This window comes from Rhizobium tropici CIAT 899 (assembly GCF_000330885.1).
Taxonomy (GTDB): Bacteria; Pseudomonadota; Alphaproteobacteria; order Rhizobiales; family Rhizobiaceae; genus Rhizobium; species Rhizobium tropici.
Map to the genome: position 1 here is coordinate 3,699,581 of NC_020059.1, position 21,691 is coordinate 3,721,271.

At 60.0% G+C, this 21,691-nt stretch carries 19 protein-coding genes and 2 pseudogenes; 5 read left to right on the top strand and 16 right to left on the bottom strand.

The features are described 5' to 3' along the window. Window positions 1-221: 221 nt before the first annotated feature. From RTCIAT899_RS18005 to RTCIAT899_RS18045, 9 genes are all read right to left on the bottom strand, one after another. Window positions 222-971: an ABC transporter ATP-binding protein gene (locus tag RTCIAT899_RS18005; RefSeq protein ID WP_015341668.1), complete on the bottom strand. Its 750-nt coding sequence runs from the start codon at window positions 969-971 to the stop codon at window positions 222-224. Then, a complete protein-coding gene (locus RTCIAT899_RS18010; protein ID WP_015341669.1) occupies window positions 968-1,801 on the bottom strand; it encodes an ABC transporter ATP-binding protein in 834 nt (277 codons plus the stop codon). Before RTCIAT899_RS18010 ends, RTCIAT899_RS18005 begins: the two co-directional genes overlap by 4 nt. Beyond that, entirely contained in the window at window positions 1,798-2,724 is a 927-nt protein-coding gene (locus RTCIAT899_RS18015) for an ABC transporter permease (protein WP_041677726.1), read from the bottom strand. Before RTCIAT899_RS18015 ends, RTCIAT899_RS18010 begins: the two co-directional genes overlap by 4 nt. Next, on the bottom strand, window positions 2,721-3,767 hold the full coding sequence (locus RTCIAT899_RS18020; protein ID WP_015341671.1) for an ABC transporter permease: 1,047 nt from the start codon (window positions 3,765-3,767) through the stop codon (window positions 2,721-2,723). Before RTCIAT899_RS18020 ends, RTCIAT899_RS18015 begins: the two co-directional genes overlap by 4 nt. A gap of 42 nt (window positions 3,768-3,809) precedes the next feature. Beyond that, the gene (locus tag RTCIAT899_RS18025) at window positions 3,810-5,450 is read right to left on the bottom strand and encodes an ABC transporter substrate-binding protein (RefSeq protein ID WP_041677728.1); all 1,641 of its coding nucleotides are present in this window, start codon (window positions 5,448-5,450) and stop codon (window positions 3,810-3,812) included. Window positions 5,451-5,498: 48 nt separating this feature from the next. Next, window positions 5,499-6,557 carry a dipeptidase gene (locus RTCIAT899_RS18030; RefSeq protein ID WP_015341673.1) on the bottom strand — a complete coding sequence of 353 codons (1,059 nt, stop codon included), beginning with the start codon at window positions 6,555-6,557 and terminating at the stop codon, window positions 5,499-5,501. A 190-nt stretch (window positions 6,558-6,747) separates the two neighbouring features. Then, the gene (locus RTCIAT899_RS18035) at window positions 6,748-7,773 is read right to left on the bottom strand and encodes an ABC transporter permease (protein ID WP_041677729.1); all 1,026 of its coding nucleotides are present in this window, start codon (window positions 7,771-7,773) and stop codon (window positions 6,748-6,750) included. Between the two features lie 32 nt (window positions 7,774-7,805). Continuing rightward, window positions 7,806-9,347, bottom strand: coding sequence for a sugar ABC transporter ATP-binding protein (locus RTCIAT899_RS18040; protein ID WP_041677730.1), 1,542 nt, complete (start codon window positions 9,345-9,347; stop codon window positions 7,806-7,808). 73 nt (window positions 9,348-9,420) lie between these two features. Then, window positions 9,421-10,347, bottom strand: a complete 927-nt coding sequence (locus tag RTCIAT899_RS18045; RefSeq protein ID WP_041677731.1) for a sugar ABC transporter substrate-binding protein — start codon at window positions 10,345-10,347, stop codon at window positions 9,421-9,423. A 370-nt stretch (window positions 10,348-10,717) separates the two neighbouring features. Between RTCIAT899_RS18045 and RTCIAT899_RS18050 the strand changes: the two genes are divergently transcribed. Continuing rightward, the gene (locus RTCIAT899_RS18050) at window positions 10,718-11,224 is read left to right on the top strand and encodes a DUF1993 domain-containing protein (protein WP_015341677.1); all 507 of its coding nucleotides are present in this window, start codon (window positions 10,718-10,720) and stop codon (window positions 11,222-11,224) included. Between the two features lie 6 nt (window positions 11,225-11,230). Here the strand turns inward: RTCIAT899_RS18050 and RTCIAT899_RS18055 are convergent, their stop codons facing one another. The 5 genes from RTCIAT899_RS18055 to RTCIAT899_RS34060 all read right to left on the bottom strand — a co-directional run bounded on the left by RTCIAT899_RS18055 (window position 11,231) and on the right by RTCIAT899_RS34060 (window position 16,028). Further along, a complete protein-coding gene (locus RTCIAT899_RS18055; protein WP_015341678.1) occupies window positions 11,231-12,799 on the bottom strand; it encodes an alkaline phosphatase family protein in 1,569 nt (522 codons plus the stop codon). Beyond that, entirely contained in the window at window positions 12,777-13,760 is a 984-nt protein-coding gene (galE, locus tag RTCIAT899_RS18060; RefSeq protein ID WP_041678019.1) for a UDP-glucose 4-epimerase GalE, read from the bottom strand. The genes RTCIAT899_RS18055 and galE overlap by 23 nt, the downstream gene beginning before the upstream one ends. 150 nt (window positions 13,761-13,910) lie before the next feature. Beyond that, window positions 13,911-14,594 carry a YoaK family protein gene (locus RTCIAT899_RS18065; RefSeq protein ID WP_041678020.1) on the bottom strand — a complete coding sequence of 228 codons (684 nt, stop codon included), beginning with the start codon at window positions 14,592-14,594 and terminating at the stop codon, window positions 13,911-13,913. A gap of 490 nt (window positions 14,595-15,084) precedes the next feature. Then, window positions 15,085-15,456 carry a hypothetical protein gene (locus RTCIAT899_RS34055; RefSeq protein ID WP_081598392.1) on the bottom strand — a complete coding sequence of 124 codons (372 nt, stop codon included), beginning with the start codon at window positions 15,454-15,456 and terminating at the stop codon, window positions 15,085-15,087. Between the two features lie 383 nt (window positions 15,457-15,839). Further along, on the bottom strand, window positions 15,840-16,028 hold the full coding sequence (locus tag RTCIAT899_RS34060) for a hypothetical protein (RefSeq protein WP_077470473.1): 189 nt from the start codon (window positions 16,026-16,028) through the stop codon (window positions 15,840-15,842). A 248-nt stretch (window positions 16,029-16,276) separates the two neighbouring features. Between RTCIAT899_RS34060 and RTCIAT899_RS18075 the strand changes: the two genes are divergently transcribed. Then, a complete protein-coding gene (locus RTCIAT899_RS18075) occupies window positions 16,277-17,563 on the top strand; it encodes a nucleotide sugar dehydrogenase (RefSeq protein WP_041677732.1) in 1,287 nt (428 codons plus the stop codon). Window positions 17,564-17,578: 15 nt separating this feature from the next. Here RTCIAT899_RS18075 and RTCIAT899_RS18080 read toward each other — a convergent pair whose 3' ends face one another. Continuing rightward, window positions 17,579-18,514, bottom strand: coding sequence for a UDP-glucose 4-epimerase family protein (locus RTCIAT899_RS18080; RefSeq protein WP_015341683.1), 936 nt, complete (start codon window positions 18,512-18,514; stop codon window positions 17,579-17,581). 187 nt (window positions 18,515-18,701) lie between these two features. On the opposite strand from RTCIAT899_RS18080, the gene RTCIAT899_RS18085 reads away from it, so the two are divergent. The 3 genes and pseudogenes from RTCIAT899_RS18085 to RTCIAT899_RS31995 all read left to right on the top strand — a co-directional run. Continuing rightward, complete coding sequence (locus RTCIAT899_RS18085; protein WP_015341684.1) at window positions 18,702-19,277, top strand: sugar transferase; 576 nt, start codon at window positions 18,702-18,704, stop codon at window positions 19,275-19,277. A 134-nt stretch (window positions 19,278-19,411) separates the two neighbouring features. Further along, window positions 19,412-20,821: an O-antigen ligase family protein gene (locus tag RTCIAT899_RS18090; RefSeq protein ID WP_015341685.1), complete on the top strand. Its 1,410-nt coding sequence runs from the start codon at window positions 19,412-19,414 to the stop codon at window positions 20,819-20,821. Between the two features lie 12 nt (window positions 20,822-20,833). Continuing rightward, window positions 20,834-21,140: pseudogene (locus RTCIAT899_RS31995) on the top strand (type IV secretory system conjugative DNA transfer family protein); the annotation flags it as partial. 3 nt (window positions 21,141-21,143) lie between these two features. Here RTCIAT899_RS31995 and RTCIAT899_RS33940 read toward each other — a convergent pair. After that, a pseudogene (locus RTCIAT899_RS33940) lies at window positions 21,144-21,501 on the bottom strand (IS630 family transposase); the annotation flags it as partial. Window positions 21,502-21,691: the final 190 nt, after the last annotated feature.

The following is a 21,691-nucleotide window of genomic DNA, read 5'->3' on the forward strand; positions in this document are numbered from 1 at the left end:
AAGTTAACTGCCATTAACGAGATCATGACAGAATTGCGGCAGGTGTCAATAGTCTATACGATTGGTCGTGTTTAAACGGCCCGTTCGTTAACGTGCCGTGGGGGCGCAAAGCCGCCCGCTAAGAGCAACTCCAGCAAAGACGCGAAGCGGTTTTGCGTCCGGAATCGCGTAAAACCAAAGAGATAGAGCTTGTCCGCGATTCGAAGAAAAGCGGAAAGGCTCTAGGCGCGGACGAACCCCTTGCTGGCGACCATCAGATTGCGCGTGTAGTCTTCCTTAACGTCGCCTGCCGAAAGCTCGCTGGCGCTCAATCTCTCGACGACAGCGCCGTTGCGCATGACGGCAAGTCGCTCGCACATGTGGGTGATGACGCCGAGATCGTGGCTCACCATCACGAAGGTCAGATGGCGGTCTTTGCGCACCTGCTCGAGCAGGTTCAGAACTTCGGCTTGCACCGAGGCATCGAGCGCCGAGGTCGGCTCGTCGAGCAGCAGGATCGACGGTTCGACGATCAGCGCGCGGGCAATGGCGACACGCTGGCGCTGGCCGCCGGAGAGCTGGTGCGGGTAGCGGAAGCGGAAGCCCTTTCCGAGGCCGACTTCGTCCAGTGCCCTGGCGATCCGGGTTTCCGTGTCACCGATCCCATGAATCGATAAGGGCTCCAGCAGCAGCCGATCGATCGTCTGGCGCGGATGCAGGGAGCCATAGGGGTCCTGGAACACCATCTGCACCTGGCGATAGAAGGCCTTGCTGCGCCTGGTGCCCTTCAGCTGCTCGCCGCCAACCTGGATCTTGCCGTCCGTGACGGGCGCAAGACCGGCAACGGCGCGCAGCAACGTCGACTTTCCGGAACCGGACTCGCCGACCAGACCGAAGGATTCGCCCCTGTTGACCTCGACGCCGACGGCATCGAGCGCATAATAACCGTCATAGACGACGCTGAGACCGTCAACTGAAAGCGCCACCGTCATGCCGCCCACTCCGGCTTGCGGTCGAGCACCGGCAGCGGATGCCGGTTTTCGCCGATGACGGGCATGCAGTTCAGCAGGCCGCGCGTATAAGGATGCTGGGCATTGTTCAATTCGGAAGCCTTGAGTTCTTCCACCACCTTACCCGCATACATGACGATCACCCGGTCGCAGAAGGACGACACCAGCCGCAGGTCGTGCGAGACGAAAATCAGCCCCATGCCACGCTCGGAGACGAGCCTGTCCATGATCTTGAGGACATCAAGCTGGACGGTGACGTCGAGCGCCGAGGTCGGCTCGTCGGCGATCAGCAACTCCGGCCCGGCGATCAGCATCATGGCGATCATGACGCGCTGGCCCATGCCGCCCGAGACCTCGTGCGGATGCAGATCATAGACACGGCTTGGATCGCGGATCTGCACGGCTTCCAGCATAGCAAGCGCGCGGTCACGCGCTTCGGCCTTGCTCACCTTCTCATGCGTGCGTAGCGTCTCGGTGATCTGCCTGCCGATGGTCATGACCGGGTCGAGCGAATATTTCGGGTCCTGAAGCACCATGGCGATGCGCTTGCCGCGCAGCGACCGGCGTTCCCTGGCCGAAATCGACAGGAGGTCGATGCCGCTGAAATTGAGCCTGTCGGCGGTGACGATGCCATGCGGCGGCGTTAATCCCATGATCGCGCGGCCGGTCTGCGATTTGCCCGAACCGCTTTCGCCGACGATACCAAGCCGCTCGCGGCCGAGCGTGAAGGAGACGCCGCGCACGGCATCGATGACGCCGGTACGGGTGGGATAGCGAACCCTGAGGTTCTCGACGGTCAAAAGTGTCGTCATTGCCCGCTCTCCTTCGGATCGAGCGCATCGCGCAGGCCATCGCCGAGCAGGTTGAAGCCGAGGCTGACGATGAGGATCGCGATACCGGGCATGGCCGCCACCCACCATTGATCGAGATAGTATTTGAAGCCACTTGCGATCATCACGCCCCATTCCGGCAGCGGCGGCTGCGCGCCGAGACCGAGGAAACCGAGGCCGGCCGCCGTCAGGATGACGCCGGCCATGTCGAGCGTAACGCGGACGATCACCGAGGAGATGCAGAGCGGCATGACATGGCGAAAGATGATACGCAGCGGCGAGGCACCCATGAGCTGCACGGCGGCGATATAGTCCGAACGCCGCACCGTCATCGTCTCGGCCCGCGCCAGGCGCGCATAGGGGGGCCACGAGGTGATGGCGATCGCGATGACGGCGTTCTCGATGCCCGCGCCGAGCGCGCCGGCGAATGCAAGCGCCAGCACCAGTTTCGGGAAGGCGAGGAAGATATCGGTGATGCGCATCAGGATCACATCGACCCAGCCGCCAAGATAGCCCGACACCATGCCGATGATCAGCCCGATCGGCGCCGAGATGATCGCGACCAGGACGACGATATAGAGCGTCCAGCGCGAACCGTATATGAGGCGCGAAAGGATATCGCGCCCGAGATCGTCGGTGCCGAGAAGATAGCCCGGCGTGCCGGGGGGCTTCAGATAGGCATTGGTCAGGTCGCCGATCACGGGCGAATGCGGGGCGATGACATCGGCAAGTGCTGCCACCAGCACGAGCGCGATGATGATGAGCAGCCCGATCACGGCCAGACGATTGGCGGAAAACTGACGCCAGGTAACGTAAGCGCGCCCGAGTCTCGCCTGCCGGCGCGACTGCGGCCGATCGGAGAGCAGCCAGTCCCTCAAGCTGGGTTGGGTGGTCTCGACAGTCATTTACGTCGCGTCCTTGGGTCGAGCGTCCGATACAGAAGATCGGAAATCAGATTGATGCCGATGAACACCGTGCCAACGACGATGGTGCCGCCGAGAACGGCATTCATGTCGGCATTGCGCAGCGAGCTGGTGATATAGAAGCCGATGCCCGGCCAGGAGAACACGATCTCCGTCAGCACGGATCCCTCGAGCAGCCCGGCATAGGAGAGCGCGATTACCGTGATCAGCGGCACGGCGGCGCTGCGCAGGGCATGGCCCCAGATCACCCGCGTCTCGGAAAGACCCTTGGCGCGGGCCGCGACGATATATTCCTGACCCAGCTCGCTCAGCATGAAGCTACGGGTCATGCGGCTAATATAGGCAAGCGAGAAATAGCCGAGCAGCGAAGCCGGCAGGATGATGTGGCGGAACACGTCCCAGAAGACATCCCATTGCCCCTGCAGAGCGCTGTCGAGCAGGAAAAAGCCCGTAATCGGCGTAAAACTATATTCATAGGCGATGTCGATGCGGCCGGGATAGGCCACCCAGTTCAGCTTCGCATAGAAGATGACGAGCGAGACCATGGCCAGCCAGAAGACCGGCACGGAATAGCCGACGAGGCCGATCACGCGGACGATCTGGTCGATGAAGCTGTTGCGGCGCACGGCGGCAAGGACACCGAAGGGAACCCCGAACAGGGCTCCGATGATCGTGCCGACCGTCGCAAGCTCCATCGTCGCCGGAAAGACGCGCCTGATGTCATCCATGACCGGATTGGTTGTCAGAACCGACGTACCGAAATCGCCGCTGAGCGCGCTCACGAGATAATAATAGAACTGCAGATAAAGCGGCTGGTCGAGATGCATCTCGCGCCGCAGGCGTTCCAATATCTGCTGCGGCGCGTGATCGCCGGCGATCGCCAGCGCCGGATCGATCGGTATGACGCGTCCGATGAAGAAGGTGACGGCGAGTAGGCCGAGATAGGTGGTGACGGCCACGACCAAAAATCGCAGCAGACCCATGAAGAATGGAGCGGCACGGCTCTTTTGGGGCCGCACCTGCATTTTTCGTTCGACAGTGCTCAAAGACCTAGTCCTGCCGGATCATTACTTGGAGATCGGCCAGACGAAGTTGTTGTCGAAGCTCGGACCAAGCTTGAAGTCCTTCACGTCCTTGCGATAGCCGGCGACTTCCGTCTGCTGATAGAGGATGATGAAGGGGCTTGCTTCCAGGAATTTCTTCTGGATGTCCTGATACATGGCGCCACGCTTGGCCGCATCGCCTTCGAAGAGCGCAGCCTTGGCGAGCTTCTCCAGTTCGGGAGTGGTCCAGGTGTTGCGCCAGACCAGCGTCTTGTTGCTGCTGGTATCGGAATTGTCGTCATTGGTGGTAAAAGTATCGGCGTTGGAATGGGGATCCCAATAATCCGGGCCCCAGTTGCCGAAGTAGATATCGTGGTTGCGGGCACGATACTTCGTCAGCTTCTGCTTGCCGTCACCAGGGATGATCTCCACCTTGATGCCGGCCTGGCCGAGCGTCTGCTGGATCGCGGTCGCGATGCCCGTATCCGGCTCGATACTGCGCACGTCCATGGTGATCGAGAAGCCGTTGGGCAGGCCTGCCTTGGCCAGCAATTCCTTGGCCTTGGCGACGTCGAGCTTGAACGGATTTTCATCCAGCGAGCCGAGCATGCCCTTCGGTTCGAAAGTCTGATGGATCTCGCCGATACCCTTGATCAGCGTCTTGCCGATGGCGTCGTAATCGACCAGATACTTGAACGCCTGCTGCACGTCCGGCTTGGCCAGATTGGCGTTCTTCTGGTTGAGGCTCATATAGTAGATCGTGCCCTTCGGCGCGCTGGTCGAAGCGAGCTGCGCGTTCTTCTCGACAGCCTGAAGGTCGGTCGGAGACAGGTTGCGGGCGATATCGATATCGCCGTTTTCAAGCGCCAGGCGCTGTGCCGAGCTTTCCTTCATGAAGCGATAGATGACGCGGTTCAGCTTGGCTTTTTCGCCGTAGTAATTGTCATTGCGCTCCAGCACGACGGCCTCGTTGGCGCGCCATTCACGCAGCTTGAACGGACCGGAACCGGCAAAGCCGGTCTTCAGCCAGCTGTTGCCGAAATCGTTGTCATATTTGTAATCGGCAGTCGGCGTTGCCGGCTTTACGTGCTGAAGAACCAGCTTCTTGTCGACCACTTCGGCAACGGTTGCCGTCAGGCAGTTCAGCACGAAGCTCGGCGCATAGGGCTTGTCGACGGTGAAGGTGAAGGTGTTGGCATCGGTTGCCTTGGCCTTCTCCGTCACGTTGTCGCCCGTGATGCCGAACTGGGTGAGAATGAAGGCCGGGCTCTTGTTGAGCTTGACGACGCGCTCGAAGGACCATGCAACGTCTTCAGCCGTGATCGGGTTGCCGGACGCGAACTTCAGGCCGGGCTTCAGCTTGAACGTATAGGTCAGATGGTCGTCGGAAACCGACCAGCTCTCGGCAAGGTCACCCTTGATCTTCGACGTATCGTTGATGTCGAGACGGACGAGCAGGCTATAGGTATTGCCGGTGATTTCGGCAGCCGACAGTTCATAGGCTTCGGCCGGATCCATGCTCAGAATATCATCGAAGGCAAAGCCCTCGACCAGCGTGTCCTTGGGCGTCGCGGCATATGCGTTCGGCGCTGCCATCAGCAGAAGCGAGAGAGCCACGCCGGCAGACAGTGCGCGCAAACCGCGGTTCATCTTGGTCATCATCATTGTTTTCATTCCCCTTTTTTAAACTCTACGCAATATTCAGGACGCACTCTAACGGCTGCCTTCCTTCCAAGCGGACGCGAGGACGCGGAGCCAGTTCTCCCTGCACAGCTTTACAAGATCGGCCTCACCATAACCAGCGTTCCGAAGGGCTTCAATCAGCTTCTGATTGCCTGCCGCATCGCCGATCTCGGCCGGAATCGTGGCGCCGTCGAAATCCGATCCGAGGCCGACGCAATCGATGCCAAGGCGGCCGACGAGATGATCGACATGCCGCACCATCGCCTCGAGCGGCGTATCGGCATCCGAGCGCGCATCGTCGCGCAACATCGCCGTCGCATAGTTGAGGCCGACGATACCGCGGCTTTCCTTGATGGCGTCGAGCTGCTTGTCGGTGAGATTGCGCGCGACCGGCGTCAGCGCATGTGCATTGGAGTGGCTTGCGACCAGCGGCTGGTCCGAAGTCTTTGCCACATCCCAGAAGCCCTTTTCGGTGATATGGGCGAGATCGACGAGGATGCCGAGCCGATTGCATTCGCGCACCAGCGCAAAGCCGGCCTCGGTCAGGCCAGGTCCTGTGTCCGGAGTGCTCGGATAGGCGAAGGGCACACCATGGGCAAAGACGTTGTTGCGGCTCCAGACTGGTCCGAGCGAACGCAGGCCGGCAGCATAGAAGGTTTCAAGTGCGACGAGATCGGCGTCGATCGCTTCGCAGCCTTCCATATGCATCACGGCCGCGAAAATTCTTTTCTCCATGCAATCGCGAATCTCGGCGGTGGAACGGCAGAGCTTCCAGGCGCCGGCGCGGTCGAGGCGCAGCGCGATCGCCGCCATTTCGAGAGCGATATCCAGGGAAGGCGCACGCTCCAGCGGAGCAGCCAAAGACGTGGCATAGTGGCCATTGCTATCGGGATCGGCAAAGACGAGATCGCCCGACGGGATGTAAATGGCGCAAAGACCACCGGCGAGAGCGCCCGCACGCGCACGCGGAGCATCGATATGGCCGCTCGACGTACCATCCCTGAATTCGGCAACCGGATCGGCGCCGTCGCGCGCGTGATGCCAGAGCCTCAAGAGAACGTCGTTATGACCATCGAATACGGCTTGCATTTTCTATCCCGGATGAAGCGCTCGAGTGAGCGAATGGAAAGCGGCCAGAATAGAAAAGCTGACAGGATTCGCCATACCCAAATGAAAAAAATTTGCATTTGCATGGAACGGCATATTCGAATGGAAAAAGGCGGGGCAAATACCCCGCCTTGAAGGCATGCTTTATAACGCTGATGATGTGTCGGGCATTTCAGCGCTTGGCCCGCTTCTTCTGGCGGTAGACGTCGATGGCAACGGCCGCGACGATGATGAAGCCCTTGGCGATTTCCTGATAATAGGCATCGACGTTGAGGAAGGTGAAGCCGGAGATCATCACACCGAGAATGACGGTGCCGATCACGGTGCCGGCGATGCGGCCGACGCCGCCGGTCAGCGACGTGCCGCCGATGACAGCAGCTGCGATCGCATCCAGCTCATAATTGACGCCCATGCCGGCCTGCGCCGTCTGCACGCGGGCGGCGGTGATGATGCCTGCAAGGCCCGCCAGAAGCCCGGCGATCGCATAGACCTTGACCAGATGCGCCTCGACATTGATGCCCGAGACGCGCGCCGCCTGCACGTTGGCGCCGATGGCGTAGGTGAACTTGCCGTAGCGCGTATAGCGCAGCACGATGTGGAACGCGATTGCGATGATCAGGAAGACGATGACGGGCCAGATGCCGGAACCGATGAAATTGAACTGGTCGGTGAGGCCAGAAATCGGCTGGCCCTTGGTGTAGAGTTTTGACAGGCCGCGTGCCGAGACCATCATGCCAAGTGTCGCGATGAAGGGCGGGATCTTGGTCTTGGTGATCAGCTGGCCGTTGATGTAGCCGGCAAGAAGACCGATCAGCAGGCCGATGCCGATCGGCACGAAGAAGGGCATATCGGTCAGTGCGGGATAAACGGCCCGCGCCCATGTCGACGACTGTGCGAAGCTCGCGGCGACCATGGCCGTGAGGCCAACGACAGAGCCGGACGAGAGGTCGATGCCGCCCGTGATGATGACCTGCGTCACGCCGACCGAGATGATGCCGATGACCGACACCTGCAGGATCATGATCTTCAGGCGCTGCAGGTTCATCAGGAAGCTCTGGCCGACGAAGATCCAACCGAGGATTTCGCAGAGAAGCGCAATGCCGATCAGCACCAGGAAGATGCCGAGTTCGGGCGGCACGCGGCGCCTTTTTGGCCGTGTGACTGCCGGGGCGGCCGCCTCTGCAACTTTGCTAACCATGGTTCAATCCTCCCTTGCGATGATTGGCGGCGTCACTGCGCGGCCAGCTCCATCACCTTCACTTGAGTTGCATCCGCGCGATCCAGGAAGCCGGTGACCCGTCCTTCATGCATGACCATGATGCGGTCGCTCATGCCGAGCACCTCGGGCATTTCCGAGGAGATCATGATGACGGCGACGCCGTTGCGCGCCATTTCGGTGACGAGACGATGGATCTCCGCCTTGGCACCGACATCGATGCCGCGCGTCGGCTCGTCCAGGATGAGAATGCGGGGATTGGTGAGCATCCACCGGCCGATCAGCGCTTTTTGCTGATTGCCGCCGGACAGGTTTTCGATGCGTTCGTCGAGGTTCGGCGTCTTGACGCGCAGCTTCCTCGCCATCTCCTCGCAGGCCTCTTCGATCGCGCCCTCCTGGACGAAGCCACCACGCACGAACTGGTCATGCAGCACCGCGACCTGCATATTCTCCAGCACGCTAAGGATGAGAAGACAGCCCGTATCCTTGCGGTCCTCCGTCAGGAAGGCCATGCCGTGGCGGATCGCCGCCGCCGGCGACGAAATTTCTGTCTTCTTGCCGAAAAGCTCGATGGTGCCGGATGAGGCGGGCGTCACACCGAAGATGGTCTCCGCGACATTGGACCGGCCCGATCCGACAAGTCCGGCCACGCCGAGAATTTCGCCAGCCCTGACGTCGAAGGATACATTGGAGAAGACGCCGTCGAGGTTCAAATCCTTGACCGACAGCACGGTATCGCCGATCGGCACCTCCTCCTTCGGGAACATCTGCGTGATCTCGCGGCCGACCATCATACGGATGATGTCGTCGCGGGTCACATCGGTCGAGGCATGTGTGCCGATATATTTGCCGTCGCGGAACACCGAAAACTCGTCGGCGATCTCGAACAGCTCATTCATCTTGTGGGTGATATAGACGATGCCGATGCCCTGGGCGCGCAGGTCGCGGATGATCTGGAAGAGATGCGCAACCTCGCGCTCCGTCAGCGCCGAGGTAGGCTCATCCATGATCAGCACGTCGGAATTATAGGAGACCGCCTTGGCGATTTCGACCATCTGCCGGCTCGCGACGGAAAGCTCACGCACCTGGATCTCGGGATCGATAGAAATGTTGAGGCGCCGGAAGAGCTCCTCAGTCTTGCGGCTCATCTCCGCGTGATCGACGAGACCGAACCGGTTCTTCGGCTCACGCCGGATCCAGATATTCTCGGCAACCGTCATGAAGGGCATCAGGTTCAGTTCCTGATGGATCATGGCGATGCCGTTCTCCAGTGCGTCGAGCGGTGACTTCAGACGGATTTCGACGCCCTTGAGACGTACCTCGCCCTGATCGGGAATATAAATGCCGGCAAGGATCTTCATCAGCGTCGACTTGCCCGCGCCATTCTCCCCCATTAGCGCATGCACCGTCCCGCGCTTCAGGCGGAAGGAAACGTCGTCGAGGGCGACCACGCCGGGAAATTCCTTGCGGATACCTTCCGCGCTCAACAGATAGGCGGCATTGGGGACAACGCCGCTGGCGCGCACCGCCGCCATGGTGGATGGGCTCACAACCATTTTTCCCTCCCGGGCAGATCGGATTTCAAGGGATGCGGGCTTTCAAGCCCGCATCCGTCGATCATTTTCGTCCTCAGTTCTTCTTGACGAAGTCCTTGACGTTGGTCGGCGTGACGAGCTGGAAGGGGATGTAGACCTTCTTCTCGATCTTATCGCCCTTGGCGAGCTTGAGTGCGGCGTCCACTGCACCCTTGCCCTGACCGGCAGCATCCTGGAACACGGTGACCTTCAGGTCGCCGGCCTGCATGGCGGCAAGCGCGTCCTGCGTCGCATCGACGCCGGCAACGACGATCTTGTCGAGCGACTTGCCGGACGCCTTCAGTGCCTGGATGGCGCCGATCGCCATTTCGTCGTTGTTAGAGATGACGGCATCGAATTCGATGCCGCTGGAGAGCCAGTTGGTCATCAGGTCGGCACCCTGGGTGCGCTGCCAGTTGGCGGTCTGCTCCTGAACGATCTTGATGCCCTTGCACTCATCGGTCGCCACGACATCATGGACGTCCTTGGTGCGCATGCGGGCAGCCTGGTTCGAAAGCTCGCCCATCATGATGACGGCCTTGCCCTTGCCGCCCAGCAACCGGCAGACTTCCTTGGCTTCCAGCGTCCCCGATTCCTGTTCGTTGGAGGCGACGAAAGCCTGCTTGTCCGGAAGGCTATCGACGTTTGCCGGTTCGCGGTTGACGTAGACCAGCGGGATCTTGGCATCGGCGGCAAGCTTGGAAATCGCGGCCGTCGCGTCGGTATCGACCGGGTTCACGATGATGGCATCGACCTTACTGGCGATGAAGTTCTGGATCTGGCTCTGCTGCTTGGCGATATCGTTCTGCGCGTCTTCGACCTGCAGGGTGACGCCCTTGTCCTTTGCGTAATCCTGCATGCCGTTGCGCAGAACCGTCAGGAAGTTGTCGTCGAAAAGCGCCATGGAAACGCCGATGGTCTCGGCATGGGCAGCGGTCGACAGCATAAGCGCCATCGCAGAGCCAAGGATAAATTTCTTCATGTTTTCCTCCCAGATACGGTGCCCGGCCACACCCCTCCTGAATGCCGGAGCCCCCGGTTTCGACCGCGGGGCCTTTATTCAATCGGCTGTCACTCCCATGGCAGCCATATCGAAAACGGAACAAACAAACCGTAAAATTCTTTATCCGGAATATTCATTCCATTTTTCAAGACAAAGGTCAACAGCAAATTCTCGCCCCCGAAAGGGTCCGGGCGACGACGAGTTTTTCTCCTCTGCTGCTGTAAGAAACGGCGACCAAACCCTACATACGGGCGCCGACGTCATGGAACGGTTATTCCATCGACATGGGAACGGAATAGAATGTCGGCAAACCAACCGGCCGCGCCGCGGCCCGCAATGGAGAATAAGCATGCCCTCAATGTACAGTTTCTCGGTCCCGATCTTTCAACGCGGCCTGCAAAACCTTTCGGCCTATCTCGGCAAGATTGAAGCCTATGCGACGGAAAAAGGCATTGCGGCGGAAGAACTCGTTTCCGCGCGCCTGATCGACGACATGCTGCCGCTCTCCGGCCAGTACCAGCGGGCCTCCGATACGGCGAAGCTCACCATCTCCCGCCTTACCGGCATCGATGCGCCACGCTTCGAGGACAATGAAGTTACCGTCGCAGACCTGCGCGAACGTCTGAAGAAGACGCAGGATTTCCTGGCAACGATCACGCCAGCAACGATGGAAGGCAGCGACGCGCGGGAAGTGACGATCTCGCCCGGAGGCAACAAGATCGTCTTCAAGGGTGAAGATTATCTGGCGAAATTCGCGCTGCCGAATTTCTTCTTCCACGTCACCACGGCGCACGACATTCTGCGCAGCCGCGGCCTGGCGGTGGGCAAGATGAATTATCTCGGCGCACTCGGCTAAGATGACTCAGGGCCGGAGCGAAACCGGCCCTTTTTCCGTCAGTTCCGTATAGGCGAGCGTCTGGTCCAGATGCTCCGCGCGAAGGGAAAGCAGCTTTTCAGCATAAGCAAGCCTGATCGCCATATAGGCGCCGTCTTCGGCGACATTGGACAGCTCGGCCGGATCCTTCGTCAGATCGAAGAGCAGCGGCGGCAGCCCGGCGCAATGGACATATTTGAAGCGCTCGTCGCGCACAACGGCCAGATTGCAGGCATTGGACCGCAAGCCGAAATGCCGCTCCGGAACACCCTCGGCGATGTCGCGGAAATCGAACTCCCAAAAAGCCGCATCGCGCCAATTTTTCGGTTCGGATCCTGCGAGGAACGGCAGAAGGCTTTCGCCATCGACATGATTTGCCGGCGCGATACCGAGCCGATCGCACAGGCTTGGGAAAATATCGGCCGCACTGGTGAAACGCTCCACATGCCGGCCATGCGTGGCAGGCTGGCCGGGATCGCGAATGACGAGCGGAACGTGATAGCTGCCGTCAAAGAAACCGCCCTTGCCGAGCATCCAGTGATCGCCCATCATCTCGGCATGGTCTGAGGTAAAGACGATGACGGTATCGTCCCAGGCGCCTGCATCCTTCAATGCCTGCCAGATCCGGCCGAGCTGCGCATCGACTTCGGCGATCATGCCGTAATAGACGGCACGGATGGCCGCAAAATCCTCAGACGTCCACTCCTCGATGGAGCCCTTGCCGCCATAGACGAAGCCGCCCTTGCCGATCAGCGGCAGGCCGAAGGCAAGCAGCGGATGCGAGGCCATCTCCGTCTCGCGATCGGCTGCGCGCGCAAATTCCGGACCGTCGGCAGCCGAAAACATGCGGTTATAGGGCTCCGGCACCGAGAAGGGCGGATGCGGCCGCAGGAAGGAAACATGCGCGAACCACGGCTGATCCTGCTCTCCGAGCCAGCGGATGAACTCGCCAGCCAGGAATGCCGTCTGCGTCTCGTCCCTGGAATAGGCGGGCGCATTGTTGGAAATTTCGCCGGGCAAAGCACCGACCGGAATATGAATATCGCGGCTGACGGCATCGGCATGGCCGCGCGACCGCAGCCAGGAGAGCCACTGCTTCTCGTGCTCGGGCAGAAGCTGCCGCGCCGTAAAGCCCGGCAGCACGCCCTCATAGGTCGTCAGATGCGGATCGTGGGGATCGCGGCTGCGCGGATCGGGTGCCGTATCCGTATAGCCGAACAGCGTCGGCTCGTAGCCGGCCCGGCGTGCGGCAAGCGCGATATTGTCGAAACGCGCATCCAATGGCGAACCATTGCGGCAAACGCGATGGTTCATTTGATAGAGGCCGGTATAAAGCGTCGCGCGCGCCGGCGAACAGGGGGCCGTTCCGGCATAATGCCGCCGGAACAGCACGCCTTCCTGCGCCAGCGCATCGACATTCGGCGTCTTCACGCATTCATGCCCGATGGCGGAAAGGCAATCTCCCCGCCATTGATCTGCCGAAATCAGCAGGACGTTCGGGCGTTTGCTCCCAACAGCAACGGAAGAACGCCGTTCAGTGCTGGTTGGACTTGGCATGCCAATTCCAGGCGGATTGGATGATCTCGGTCAGATCGTATTGCGGCGACCAGCCGAGAATATCGCGAGCCTTGTCGTTGTTGGCGACGAGCGTCGTCGAATCGCCCTCGCGGCGGCCGACATACTCGACCGGAAACGGCCGGTTCGACACGGTCTCGATCGTTCCAAGCAGCTCCTTCACCGTCGTGCCCGTGCCGGTGCCGAGATTGAGCGCGACGGAATCGCCACCGCGGAGCAGATATTCCACGGCGCGGACATGGGCGTCGGCGAGATCGAGCACATGGATGTAATCGCGGACGCAGGTGCCGTCGCGTGTATCGTAATCGCTGCCGAAGACCTTGAAGCCCTGACGGCGGCCGAGGGCCGCATCGATGGCGAGCGGGATCGCGTGGGTTTCCGGCGTATGCCACTCGCCGACGCGCCCCTCGAAATCGGCCCCGGCAGCATTGAAATAGCGCAGGATGACGGAGCGCAGCCCCTTGTACTGGTCGTAATCGGCCAGTGCCTGCTCGACGATATACTTCGTGCGGCCGTAAGGGTTGATCGGCACTTGCTGGTGGCTCTCATCCAGCGGCACGCTCTGCGGCAGGCCGTAGGTGGCGCAGGTCGAGGAAAAGACAAAAGCCTTCACGCCGGCCGCCTGGGCTGCCGAAAGCAGGGTCAGCGTGCCGATGACGTTGTTTTCATAGAATGAAACGGGATCCTTGACCGACTCGCCGACCTCGATCAGCGCGGCGAAATGCAGGATCGCGGCAGGCTTGTGCTTGGCCAGCACCTCGTCGAGGCGCGCCCGATCGCGGATATCGCCTTCTTCCGCCGGCCCCCATTTGACGAACTCGCGATGACCATTGGAGAAATTGTCGTAGACGACCGGCTTGAACCCCTTGTTCGCCAGATCCAGACAAGTGTGCGAACCGATATATCCGGCTCCGCCGACCACAAGCACCGTTTCTCCTGCCATGACCATCCCTTCTCGACTGACGACGACTTACCGCCCCAAAGCGGCGGACCGGGTTCGATCCGACGCGTACACTTAGAGAGCTGTAGCCGACTTGCAAGGCGGGAGAAAGGAGCAAGATTGGTCGTATCGAGAACAGGCCCAGGCAAAAAGCTAAGCCGGCTTCACCTCCGCCTTGCCTATATGCGTGAGAATTCCGGCAAGCGCCAGAACCGGAGGCAGAAGGAAACAAGCCATGCCGACAAACAGGAAAAGGGCCGCAGCCAGCGCACAGCCGAAGGCAAAGCCGCCGACAGAGACGGCCATGCGGCGAAGCCGAGCCTTCATCGCCGCCTTTTCCTCCGGCTTGGCACCATGGAGCAGATCGGCGATGTCGATCATGATCTGCGTCGTCGTGCCCGTCATCATCGTCGTCGGTGGTGACGAGCCGAGATGAATGCGATGTGCTGTCGTCTGGATGGCCATCGCCGCGACAAGCGTTATGCCTATCAGAAGCGGCTGCCAGCCATCCCCATCGCCAAACGGGCCAAAGCGCATGGCGAGGATCGCCGCAAAGGCCAATAGCAACAATTTCAGCGTAAGGATGATCTGCAGCGTCGGCAGATTGCGCCGCGAGAGATCGCCACCGATGAGACGGGCGAGGATGACGACGACGCAGAAAACCGGCAGCGCCAGGAGCTTGGCCAGAGCGCCCGAGGTTCCGAGCGCCAGGGAAGCGCCCAGCGTGACAAAATTGCCCGTGACATGCGCCGTGAACAGCCCATGCAGGGCAAGAAACCCGGCGGTATCGACATAGCCGCCATTGATGCTCAGAAGGGTGGGCAGGCTCGGCCTCATCGCTTTCTCGCTCGCTTCGATCGTCTCCAACCTTATCGCGCCGAATAGCTGCCGATGTCGAGATGTTTGCGTGCCTATCGATGCCTCGTATTTTAACCCGGTGGCAGTCTCGTGAAACGGTGCAGATCGAGGTTGTGCCCCTTGCCTAATTGGATTGCACTTTGCTAGCTTCCATTCAGTGGGTGCGGGGTTTCACTTCATGATTTTTGCAGTTTTCAGGCATCTTTTGCGTTGCGCGCTGAAGATTTGCCTGCCGGCAGCCGTGGCCGGTTTTGCACTCACGGGGCTGACGGCGGCTGCGATGGCCCAGGTGCCCGGCGCGCCAATGCAATTCATGCTCGTTCACGCGGCTCCCGGCTCCGACAATTGTCGGCCCGAGGGCTGCATGGACTGGATTGCAGCCGAAGGCATGATCGATGCAAGATCCCCCGACGACTTGCGCAAGCTTCTTGCAAGCACGGGCAACAAGAAGCTGCCTATAATCGTGAATTCACCCGGCGGAAATGTAGAAGCCGCGATGCAAATCGGTGAGATCATCCGCACCCACGGCCTGTCCGTTGCCGTGGGTGGAACCCGGCTGCAATCCTGTCCAGGCAATCAGCCGCTGTGTGCCGACGGCTGGCGCGCCGGAGCAAAAGCTATTGCATATTCCGCAGGTAGCAGATGTCTTTCGGCCTGCCCCTTCGTGCTGTCCGCCGGCGTCAGGCGCGTCGTCAGCCCCTTCGCTATAGTCGGAGTCCATCAGGTCAAAACGACCTATGATCAGGAACGGATCATTTACCGAATGAAGTATCAGATCGTTAACGGCAAGAAGCACCTCATCAGTCGCCAGGAAATCAGCCGCAAGTTTGTCGGACTGCACGACAGTACGAAACTGTCGAAATCGCAGCGATCGAAGATGCTCGCTTACTTCAAGAAAATGGGTGTTGATCGGTCGATACTGGATATGGCGATGAGTATCGTTCCAAGTTCGATACGGCTTATCACGCCGGATGAGGCGACGAAAATCAACCTAGTGACCGACAAGGCGACCACCGACGACTTGATCAAGGCCGGCGCTTGCGCAGCCGGCCAGCCGTTTTCGGCCTGCTTGGCGCCCATATCGACGGATTCGACAGCTCTTGTCGCAAATCCGCCTTTTGCGGACTGGCAGCTGAACCAGGTTCAGGATTTCCTTGCACCTTCTATCACCGATCACGCCGACCGGAATCAGCAAGCTGGCGCCTGTGCCCAACAGCCGTCAGACTATTCACCCCATTGGGTTTCAAGCACGGTGATTTCGTCAGACAATTCGGCGATCCGTTGCCGCAACTCCGCCTCGGTACCGTCTTCGACCTCGCCGTCGCCGAAACAATAGCGAGCTATATGCAGCTCAAGCTTGGCTTCGAGATCCTCTCGCTGTGAGCGTAGATACTTGAGATGGCTGTTTCGCATCGCGAACCACCCTTTCCGAGAAAATAACTGTTGCCCTTATAAATAGGTTCGGGACGAGAAAGTTTCGATGCCCATATCAGGCGCGTTGCCAAAACCAGCCCCAGTCCCGTATCTCCAGCCTATTGCAAAGCCGACAGCCGATATTCACATTCACGCGACCGGCAGCAGAAACCACGCCTGTGGCAAATATTGCCGCTGACATCGGCTTCGGATTTAGGCTAATTCAGGCGGAGTGTTCGAGGTATGTTGTGTTGAACGAAAAAATTGCCGTCATCGGCCTCGGTTATGTGGGCCTGCCTGTCGCGATTGCGCTTGCCGAAAAATTCCCTGATGTGGTCGGCTTCGACATCAAGGCCTCCCGCGTCGCCGCGCTGAAGGCAGGCGAGGACGATACCCGGGAGATTTCTGCCGAGCGGCTGCAGTCGAGCGGACTGCGTGTCAGCGGCGATATCGCGGATCTCAGGGATCGCGATATCTTCATCGTCGCCGTGCCGACACCGATCGATCGGAACCGGCAGCCCGATCTGCAGCCGATGATTTCGGCCTCGCGCACGGTCGGCAAGGTTTTGCGCAAAGGTTCGGTCGTCGTCTACGAATCCACCGTCTATCCCGGCGTCACCGAAGACGTCTGCGGCCCGGTGCTGGCGGAAGTTTCCGGGCTGCGCCAGGGCGAGGATTTCCATGTCGGCTATTCCCCGGAACGCATCAATCCCGGCGATAAGGAGCACACCTTCGAGCGCATCGTGAAGGTCGTCGCCGGCGATGATGCACAAACGCTGGAAAGGATCGCTGCGATCTATGGCGCTGTGGTCGAGGCCGGCATCCACCGCGCCCCCAGCATCAAGGTGGCGGAGGCCGCCAAGGTGATCGAGAATACCCAGCGCGACGTCAATATCGCATTGATGAACGAGCTTTCGATCATTTTCGAGAAAATGGATATCCGCACCGCCGACGTGCTGAAGGCGGCGCGGACGAAATGGAATTTCCTGCCCTTCACCCCCGGCCTGGTCGGCGGCCACTGCATCGGCGTCGACCCCTATTACCTGACGGCCAAGGCCGAAGAACTCGGCTATCACCCTGAAGTCATTCTTTCCGGCCGCCGCATCAATGACGGCATGGGCGCCTTCATTGCCCAAAAGCTCATCAAGATGCTGGTCGCGGCGAAAAAGCCGATCAACGGCGCCCGGATCGGCATATTCGGCCTGACTTTCAAGGAAAACGTGCCCGACCTGCGCAACAGCCGCGTTCCTGACATTATAAGCGAACTGCATCAGTTCGGCCTGGAACCGCTGGTGCACGACCCGATGGCGAGCACCTCGGAGGCTGAGGAGGAATACGGCATAAAGCTCCGGGAATTGCGGGACTTCGGCAAGCTTGATGCTATCGTGCTTGCCGTTCCGCACAAATCCTATCTGGCAGAAGGTGCAGCCACTATCCTCGATCTCTTGAGCGAGAACGGAGTCGTCGTCGACGTGAAGGCAGCCCTCGATCGAGCCAATCCTTTGCTGGAAGATCATTCGGTCTGGAGCCTGTAAGGCTGAAAGGCCCGCTCAGCGTGCCTTCGTCCTTGCACCGGCAACCGTTGCCGCCAACCCTTCTTCGACCGAATAAGGTGGCGACCAGCCGGTGATCGCCCGCGTCTCGCCGATATCGACCTGAAGCGAGCCAAGCAACCGCTGCGCGGCGGCTCGACGGCCCAGCAGCGCGGCAAGTCCCTCGAGCAGAGCAGGCGGCACCGGCAGCATCCAGGCCTTGCGCCCCGCGGCCAGGGATAGTTTGGCGATCAGCTGGCCGATCGAAACATCTTCACCGTCGCTCACCAGGAAGACGCGGTTTCGAACGGCAGGATGGTTGGCGCAGAGCAGTATAAAGTCGACGAGATTGCCGACGTAAACGAGCGACCTGCGGTTCCGAACCGCACCGAACGGCCAGGGAAACGGCCGGGCGGCCCATGTCATCAGGCTTGCGAAATTCGCCTTCACACCAGGCCCGTAGACGAGCGGCGGCCGGATGATGACAACCTCCATGCCTGTTTCCGCTGATATTGCCAACAATGCCGCCTCAGCCTCCAGCTTCGAGCGGCCATAGGCATCTTCCGGATGCGGCACGTCCGAGGCCCTGAAGGCCTTACCCGCCGACGTCCCTTCGCCATTGACCTTGATCGAGCTCAGGAAAATAAAGCGTTTCACGCCTGCGGTCACTGCCTGTCGCGCCAGGTTTACCGTTGCATCGACATTGACGGCGCGAAACGCGGCCAACGGATCGGCAGCACTCTCGTTCATGACATGGACGCGAGCCGCCAGATGCATGACGGTATCGATGCCGGCAAGCGCCTCCGACCAATCTGTCTGGCCATCGATCGCCCCGATGGCGAAGAAGCCCGGACGAGAGTTGCGGCTGACCGGCCGATAATCCATCCGGCGGTGGGAAAGCTCCGTGCACAGAGCCTGTCCGACAAAACCCGTCGCACCCGTTACCAGGATCATCCGCGCACTGCCTCCGCTTTTCCGCATCATGATTTGCTGAGACATGCTTTGCACGGGATATCCGCTCGGAACAAGGGCGAGGAATCTTGCCGGGGATGGTTGTGCTTGAAATCGCGATATGAGATGGACGGAGCATTGACGACCTTGATCACCCTTAGAACAGAGGGCGATGCAACGACAAGAGACGATGCTTTATACGATCGCCAAGCGCCTTTTCGATTTTCTCGCCGCTCTCGCCGCGACCATCGTTTTTTTCATTCCGGTCCTGATCGTCGCACTCGCGGTACGGCTGACCTCGCCAGGTCCGATCCTCTATTGGTCGGATCGGGTCGGCCGGAAAAACCGAATCTTCCGCATGCCGAAATTCCGTAGTATGCGCACCGACACGCCGGCGGTTGCGACCCATCTGCTGAAGGACCCCGACATTTATCTGACGCCGATCGGCTCCTTCCTGCGCAAGTCGAGCCTCGACGAGCTGCCGCAGCTCTGGTGCATCCTGAAAGGCGAGATGAGCATCGTCGGCCCGCGCCCGGCGCTCTTCAACCAGCACGATCTCGTCGCCCTGCGCACGCAACGCGGTGTCGACGCGCTGCTGCCAGGCTTGACCGGCTGGGCGCAGGTCAATGGCCGCGACGAATTGCCGATCCCCGAGAAGGTGGCACTGGACGAAGATTATCTGCGCCGGCGCTCCTTTCTTTTCGATCTCAAGATCATTTTCCTGACGGTCTTGAAAGTGGTTCGACGCGACGGAGTTGCCCATTAACAAACAATCGGCAAAATCGACATCGTTGACCCAACGGCATAGGAAAATTGCCGCATTCCTGCCCCTTTGCGACCATAGGGGCCGTCATGGGAGCGAGAAATGCCGGATGATGAACCGATTCTGGACGAAGGCGGATGACGACATTGGACGACTCGCGCATCAACAAACCGCGTGCTGACCTTGCAGCCGAACCGATCGGCGTCATGAAGGCAGGAAGCAGCATGACGAAACCGGTCGCCATCATCGGCGGCATTCTCTGGCTGCTGGTCGCCTCCCCCACGGTGGTCGAAAGCGATGCCTATCGCTATGCCACCGCGCTCCTGTCCCTCATCGCCCTCTACTACTATATGAAGGCACCGATACGACCGCGCACGGACTGGATCGGCTGGCTCTGCATGGGCTGGGCCTTCTATGTCATGGCGCGTTTCTTCATCACCTTCTGGCTGACGCCGCAGCACGATATCGGCGCCTCCGACTGGCTTTATGCTTTTCCCTTCTTCTTCCCCATCATGGGCGTCGCCTTCCTGCTATACGAAGAGCTGATGGAGAAGATCGTCGCGGCTTATTTCGCCATGGTTCTCATCATGCTTGTGGCAACACAGCACCTGCGCGAAGTCTTTGCCGGCGAAACCATCCGACCGCTGATCATGAACAATCAGATCCACGGCGCCGTCGCCTGTGGCATGATCGTGATCTTCACCCTGTTCTGGCTGTTGCATTACCTGACAGATAAATCGAGCGACCGCCGGATCGCCCGCTTCGCCTGTATCGCGTCGCCCTTCATCTTCGCGCTCTGTTTCATCGCCATTTATGGCGCCAAATCGAAAGGCGTCTGGCTGGCACTCGGCATCACCCTGCCGCTGCTGGCACTCATTACACTGACTTACCTGCGGCTGAAGAGCGGCGTCATCATCATCATTGCCGTCGGGGCCCTGCTGATCGCCGGTATCTATGGCGTCAGGCACAATCTCGACAAGACGGCCGGCCCAACTGTGTCGGCCGCCCTTTCCATGGTCGAAAATGTGGCCAACGGCCATGAGATGGGCGGCGTGGTTTCAAACGCCATTAGCTCCAGCAATACACCGGTGTCGATGGACGAACGCCTGCAGCTCTGGTCGAACAGTTGGGAAGTCTTTTCCTCCGCGCCGATCTTCGGCTGGGGCAACCGGTGGCTCGAACGCTGGGCCGAGACGCGCTACTCGCATGTCCAGTACACGCTGCTGCACAACGGCTATCTGGAAATCCTAGTGCGCTACGGGCTGTTCGGTGCGGCAATCATGGGCTTCATGCTCGCCACCTTCATCCGCGCCGTCTGGCGCGCCCGCAAGGCCGGCATTATTCCGCGCGCCGCATGGCACGCATACATCGCCTGCCTTTTCTTTTTCTCATTGACGCTCCTCAGCAACTCCAACAACCGCCTGGCGATCGGCGAAAGCCTCGCCTTCGCCTCCTCCGCCTTTGCCTGCTGGTGCCATATGCGGCTGAAGGGGGAGTATTTGGCGGTGGGGAACGTGGAAAGGAAGGAAGCGGTGGCGAGAGCGTGATCATGATAGTTGCACGACCGCCTCTTCGCGGGCTCCGGCGGCTTCAAGACGACCATCAATGTCGTCCCGACGGCGCTGCGCTACAGAGCCGCTGATCTGTCTCGATCCATCGACGGGGCGCGCGATGATTCTCGAGCATCGCGCCCATCTGCTCGGCTGCAAAGTCATGGTACTCGATACGACCAATCCGGTCATGGGCTTCAACGTTCTTAATGGGATCGAGAGATCGATGCGTAAGGAAGAGGACATCTTTGGGATCGCCCATATGCTTTTGTCGGAAAGCCTACGCTTCGGCGCCTCGACTGGCTCCTACTTCCGCCGAATCGAGATCGAGCTGGCCGTCGAACCAGTCGCGCCGACGCTTCAGAAGGTCGGGGCGCTCCTGCTCCAATGCATGTGCGGTCTTTTTTTGAATGTCCAGCCGCGCTTTCGCAGCCAGACGTCAAGCCCGCGGCCAATGGAGACCGCCTTCTGTTCGGCTAACCGCAGAACCATTTCGTTCAGCGTGATGTCCTTTTCCTCTTCGATCATGCCGACGATGTAATCCTCGTGGGTATCGAGGCGCGAGCCGCCGCGTCGTCCCTGTTTCGACGGGGTCAGCCGACCCTGCCGCGCACTCGCAATTCACGCGATGGCTGTCGAAATGCCAATCCCAATCGGGCTGCTGAGCGCGCCGACATGCCATCCCGTGACGCAGCCAGGACGCGGCTACGCAGATCATCGCTGATAAGCTCGGGTCATAGTGCCTCCGACCAAATCACCAGTCGGAGCCAGGGAATCAGAATTCGGCCAGTAAGGGAAGCCCCAACGCGATTCCGCGTTCAACGGATGCGCTCTAGGCTGAGGTGTTGACCGCGAAGCCAACAGCAA

Coding starts and splice junctions, on each gene's coding strand:
- RTCIAT899_RS18010 (WP_015341669.1), bottom strand. CDS start 1,801: ATGACGACACTTTTGACCGTCGAGAACCTCAGGGTTCGCTATCCCACC.
- RTCIAT899_RS18065 (WP_041678020.1), bottom strand. CDS start 14,594: ATGAGGCCGAGCCTGCCCACCCTTCTGAGCATCAATGGCGGCTATGTC.
- galE (WP_041678019.1), bottom strand. CDS start 13,760: ATGGCAGGAGAAACGGTGCTTGTGGTCGGCGGAGCCGGATATATCGGT.
- RTCIAT899_RS18030 (WP_015341673.1), bottom strand. CDS start 6,557: ATGCAAGCCGTATTCGATGGTCATAACGACGTTCTCTTGAGGCTCTGG.
- RTCIAT899_RS18005 (WP_015341668.1), bottom strand. CDS start 971: ATGACGGTGGCGCTTTCAGTTGACGGTCTCAGCGTCGTCTATGACGGT.
- RTCIAT899_RS18040 (WP_041677730.1), bottom strand. CDS start 9,347: ATGGTTGTGAGCCCATCCACCATGGCGGCGGTGCGCGCCAGCGGCGTT.
- RTCIAT899_RS34060 (WP_077470473.1), bottom strand. CDS start 16,028: ATGCGAAACAGCCATCTCAAGTATCTACGCTCACAGCGAGAGGATCTC.
- RTCIAT899_RS18035 (WP_041677729.1), bottom strand. CDS start 7,773: ATGGTTAGCAAAGTTGCAGAGGCGGCCGCCCCGGCAGTCACACGGCCA.
- RTCIAT899_RS18020 (WP_015341671.1), bottom strand. CDS start 3,767: ATGCAGGTGCGGCCCCAAAAGAGCCGTGCCGCTCCATTCTTCATGGGT.
- RTCIAT899_RS18090 (WP_015341685.1), top strand. CDS start 19,412: ATGACGACATTGGACGACTCGCGCATCAACAAACCGCGTGCTGACCTT.
- RTCIAT899_RS18025 (WP_041677728.1), bottom strand. CDS start 5,450: ATGATGATGACCAAGATGAACCGCGGTTTGCGCGCACTGTCTGCCGGC.
- RTCIAT899_RS18050 (WP_015341677.1), top strand. CDS start 10,718: ATGCCCTCAATGTACAGTTTCTCGGTCCCGATCTTTCAACGCGGCCTG.
- RTCIAT899_RS18045 (WP_041677731.1), bottom strand. CDS start 10,347: ATGAAGAAATTTATCCTTGGCTCTGCGATGGCGCTTATGCTGTCGACC.
- RTCIAT899_RS18055 (WP_015341678.1), bottom strand. CDS start 12,799: ATGCCAAGTCCAACCAGCACTGAACGGCGTTCTTCCGTTGCTGTTGGG.
- RTCIAT899_RS18085 (WP_015341684.1), top strand. CDS start 18,702: ATGCTTTATACGATCGCCAAGCGCCTTTTCGATTTTCTCGCCGCTCTC.
- RTCIAT899_RS18080 (WP_015341683.1), bottom strand. CDS start 18,514: ATGATCCTGGTAACGGGTGCGACGGGTTTTGTCGGACAGGCTCTGTGC.
- RTCIAT899_RS18015 (WP_041677726.1), bottom strand. CDS start 2,724: ATGACTGTCGAGACCACCCAACCCAGCTTGAGGGACTGGCTGCTCTCC.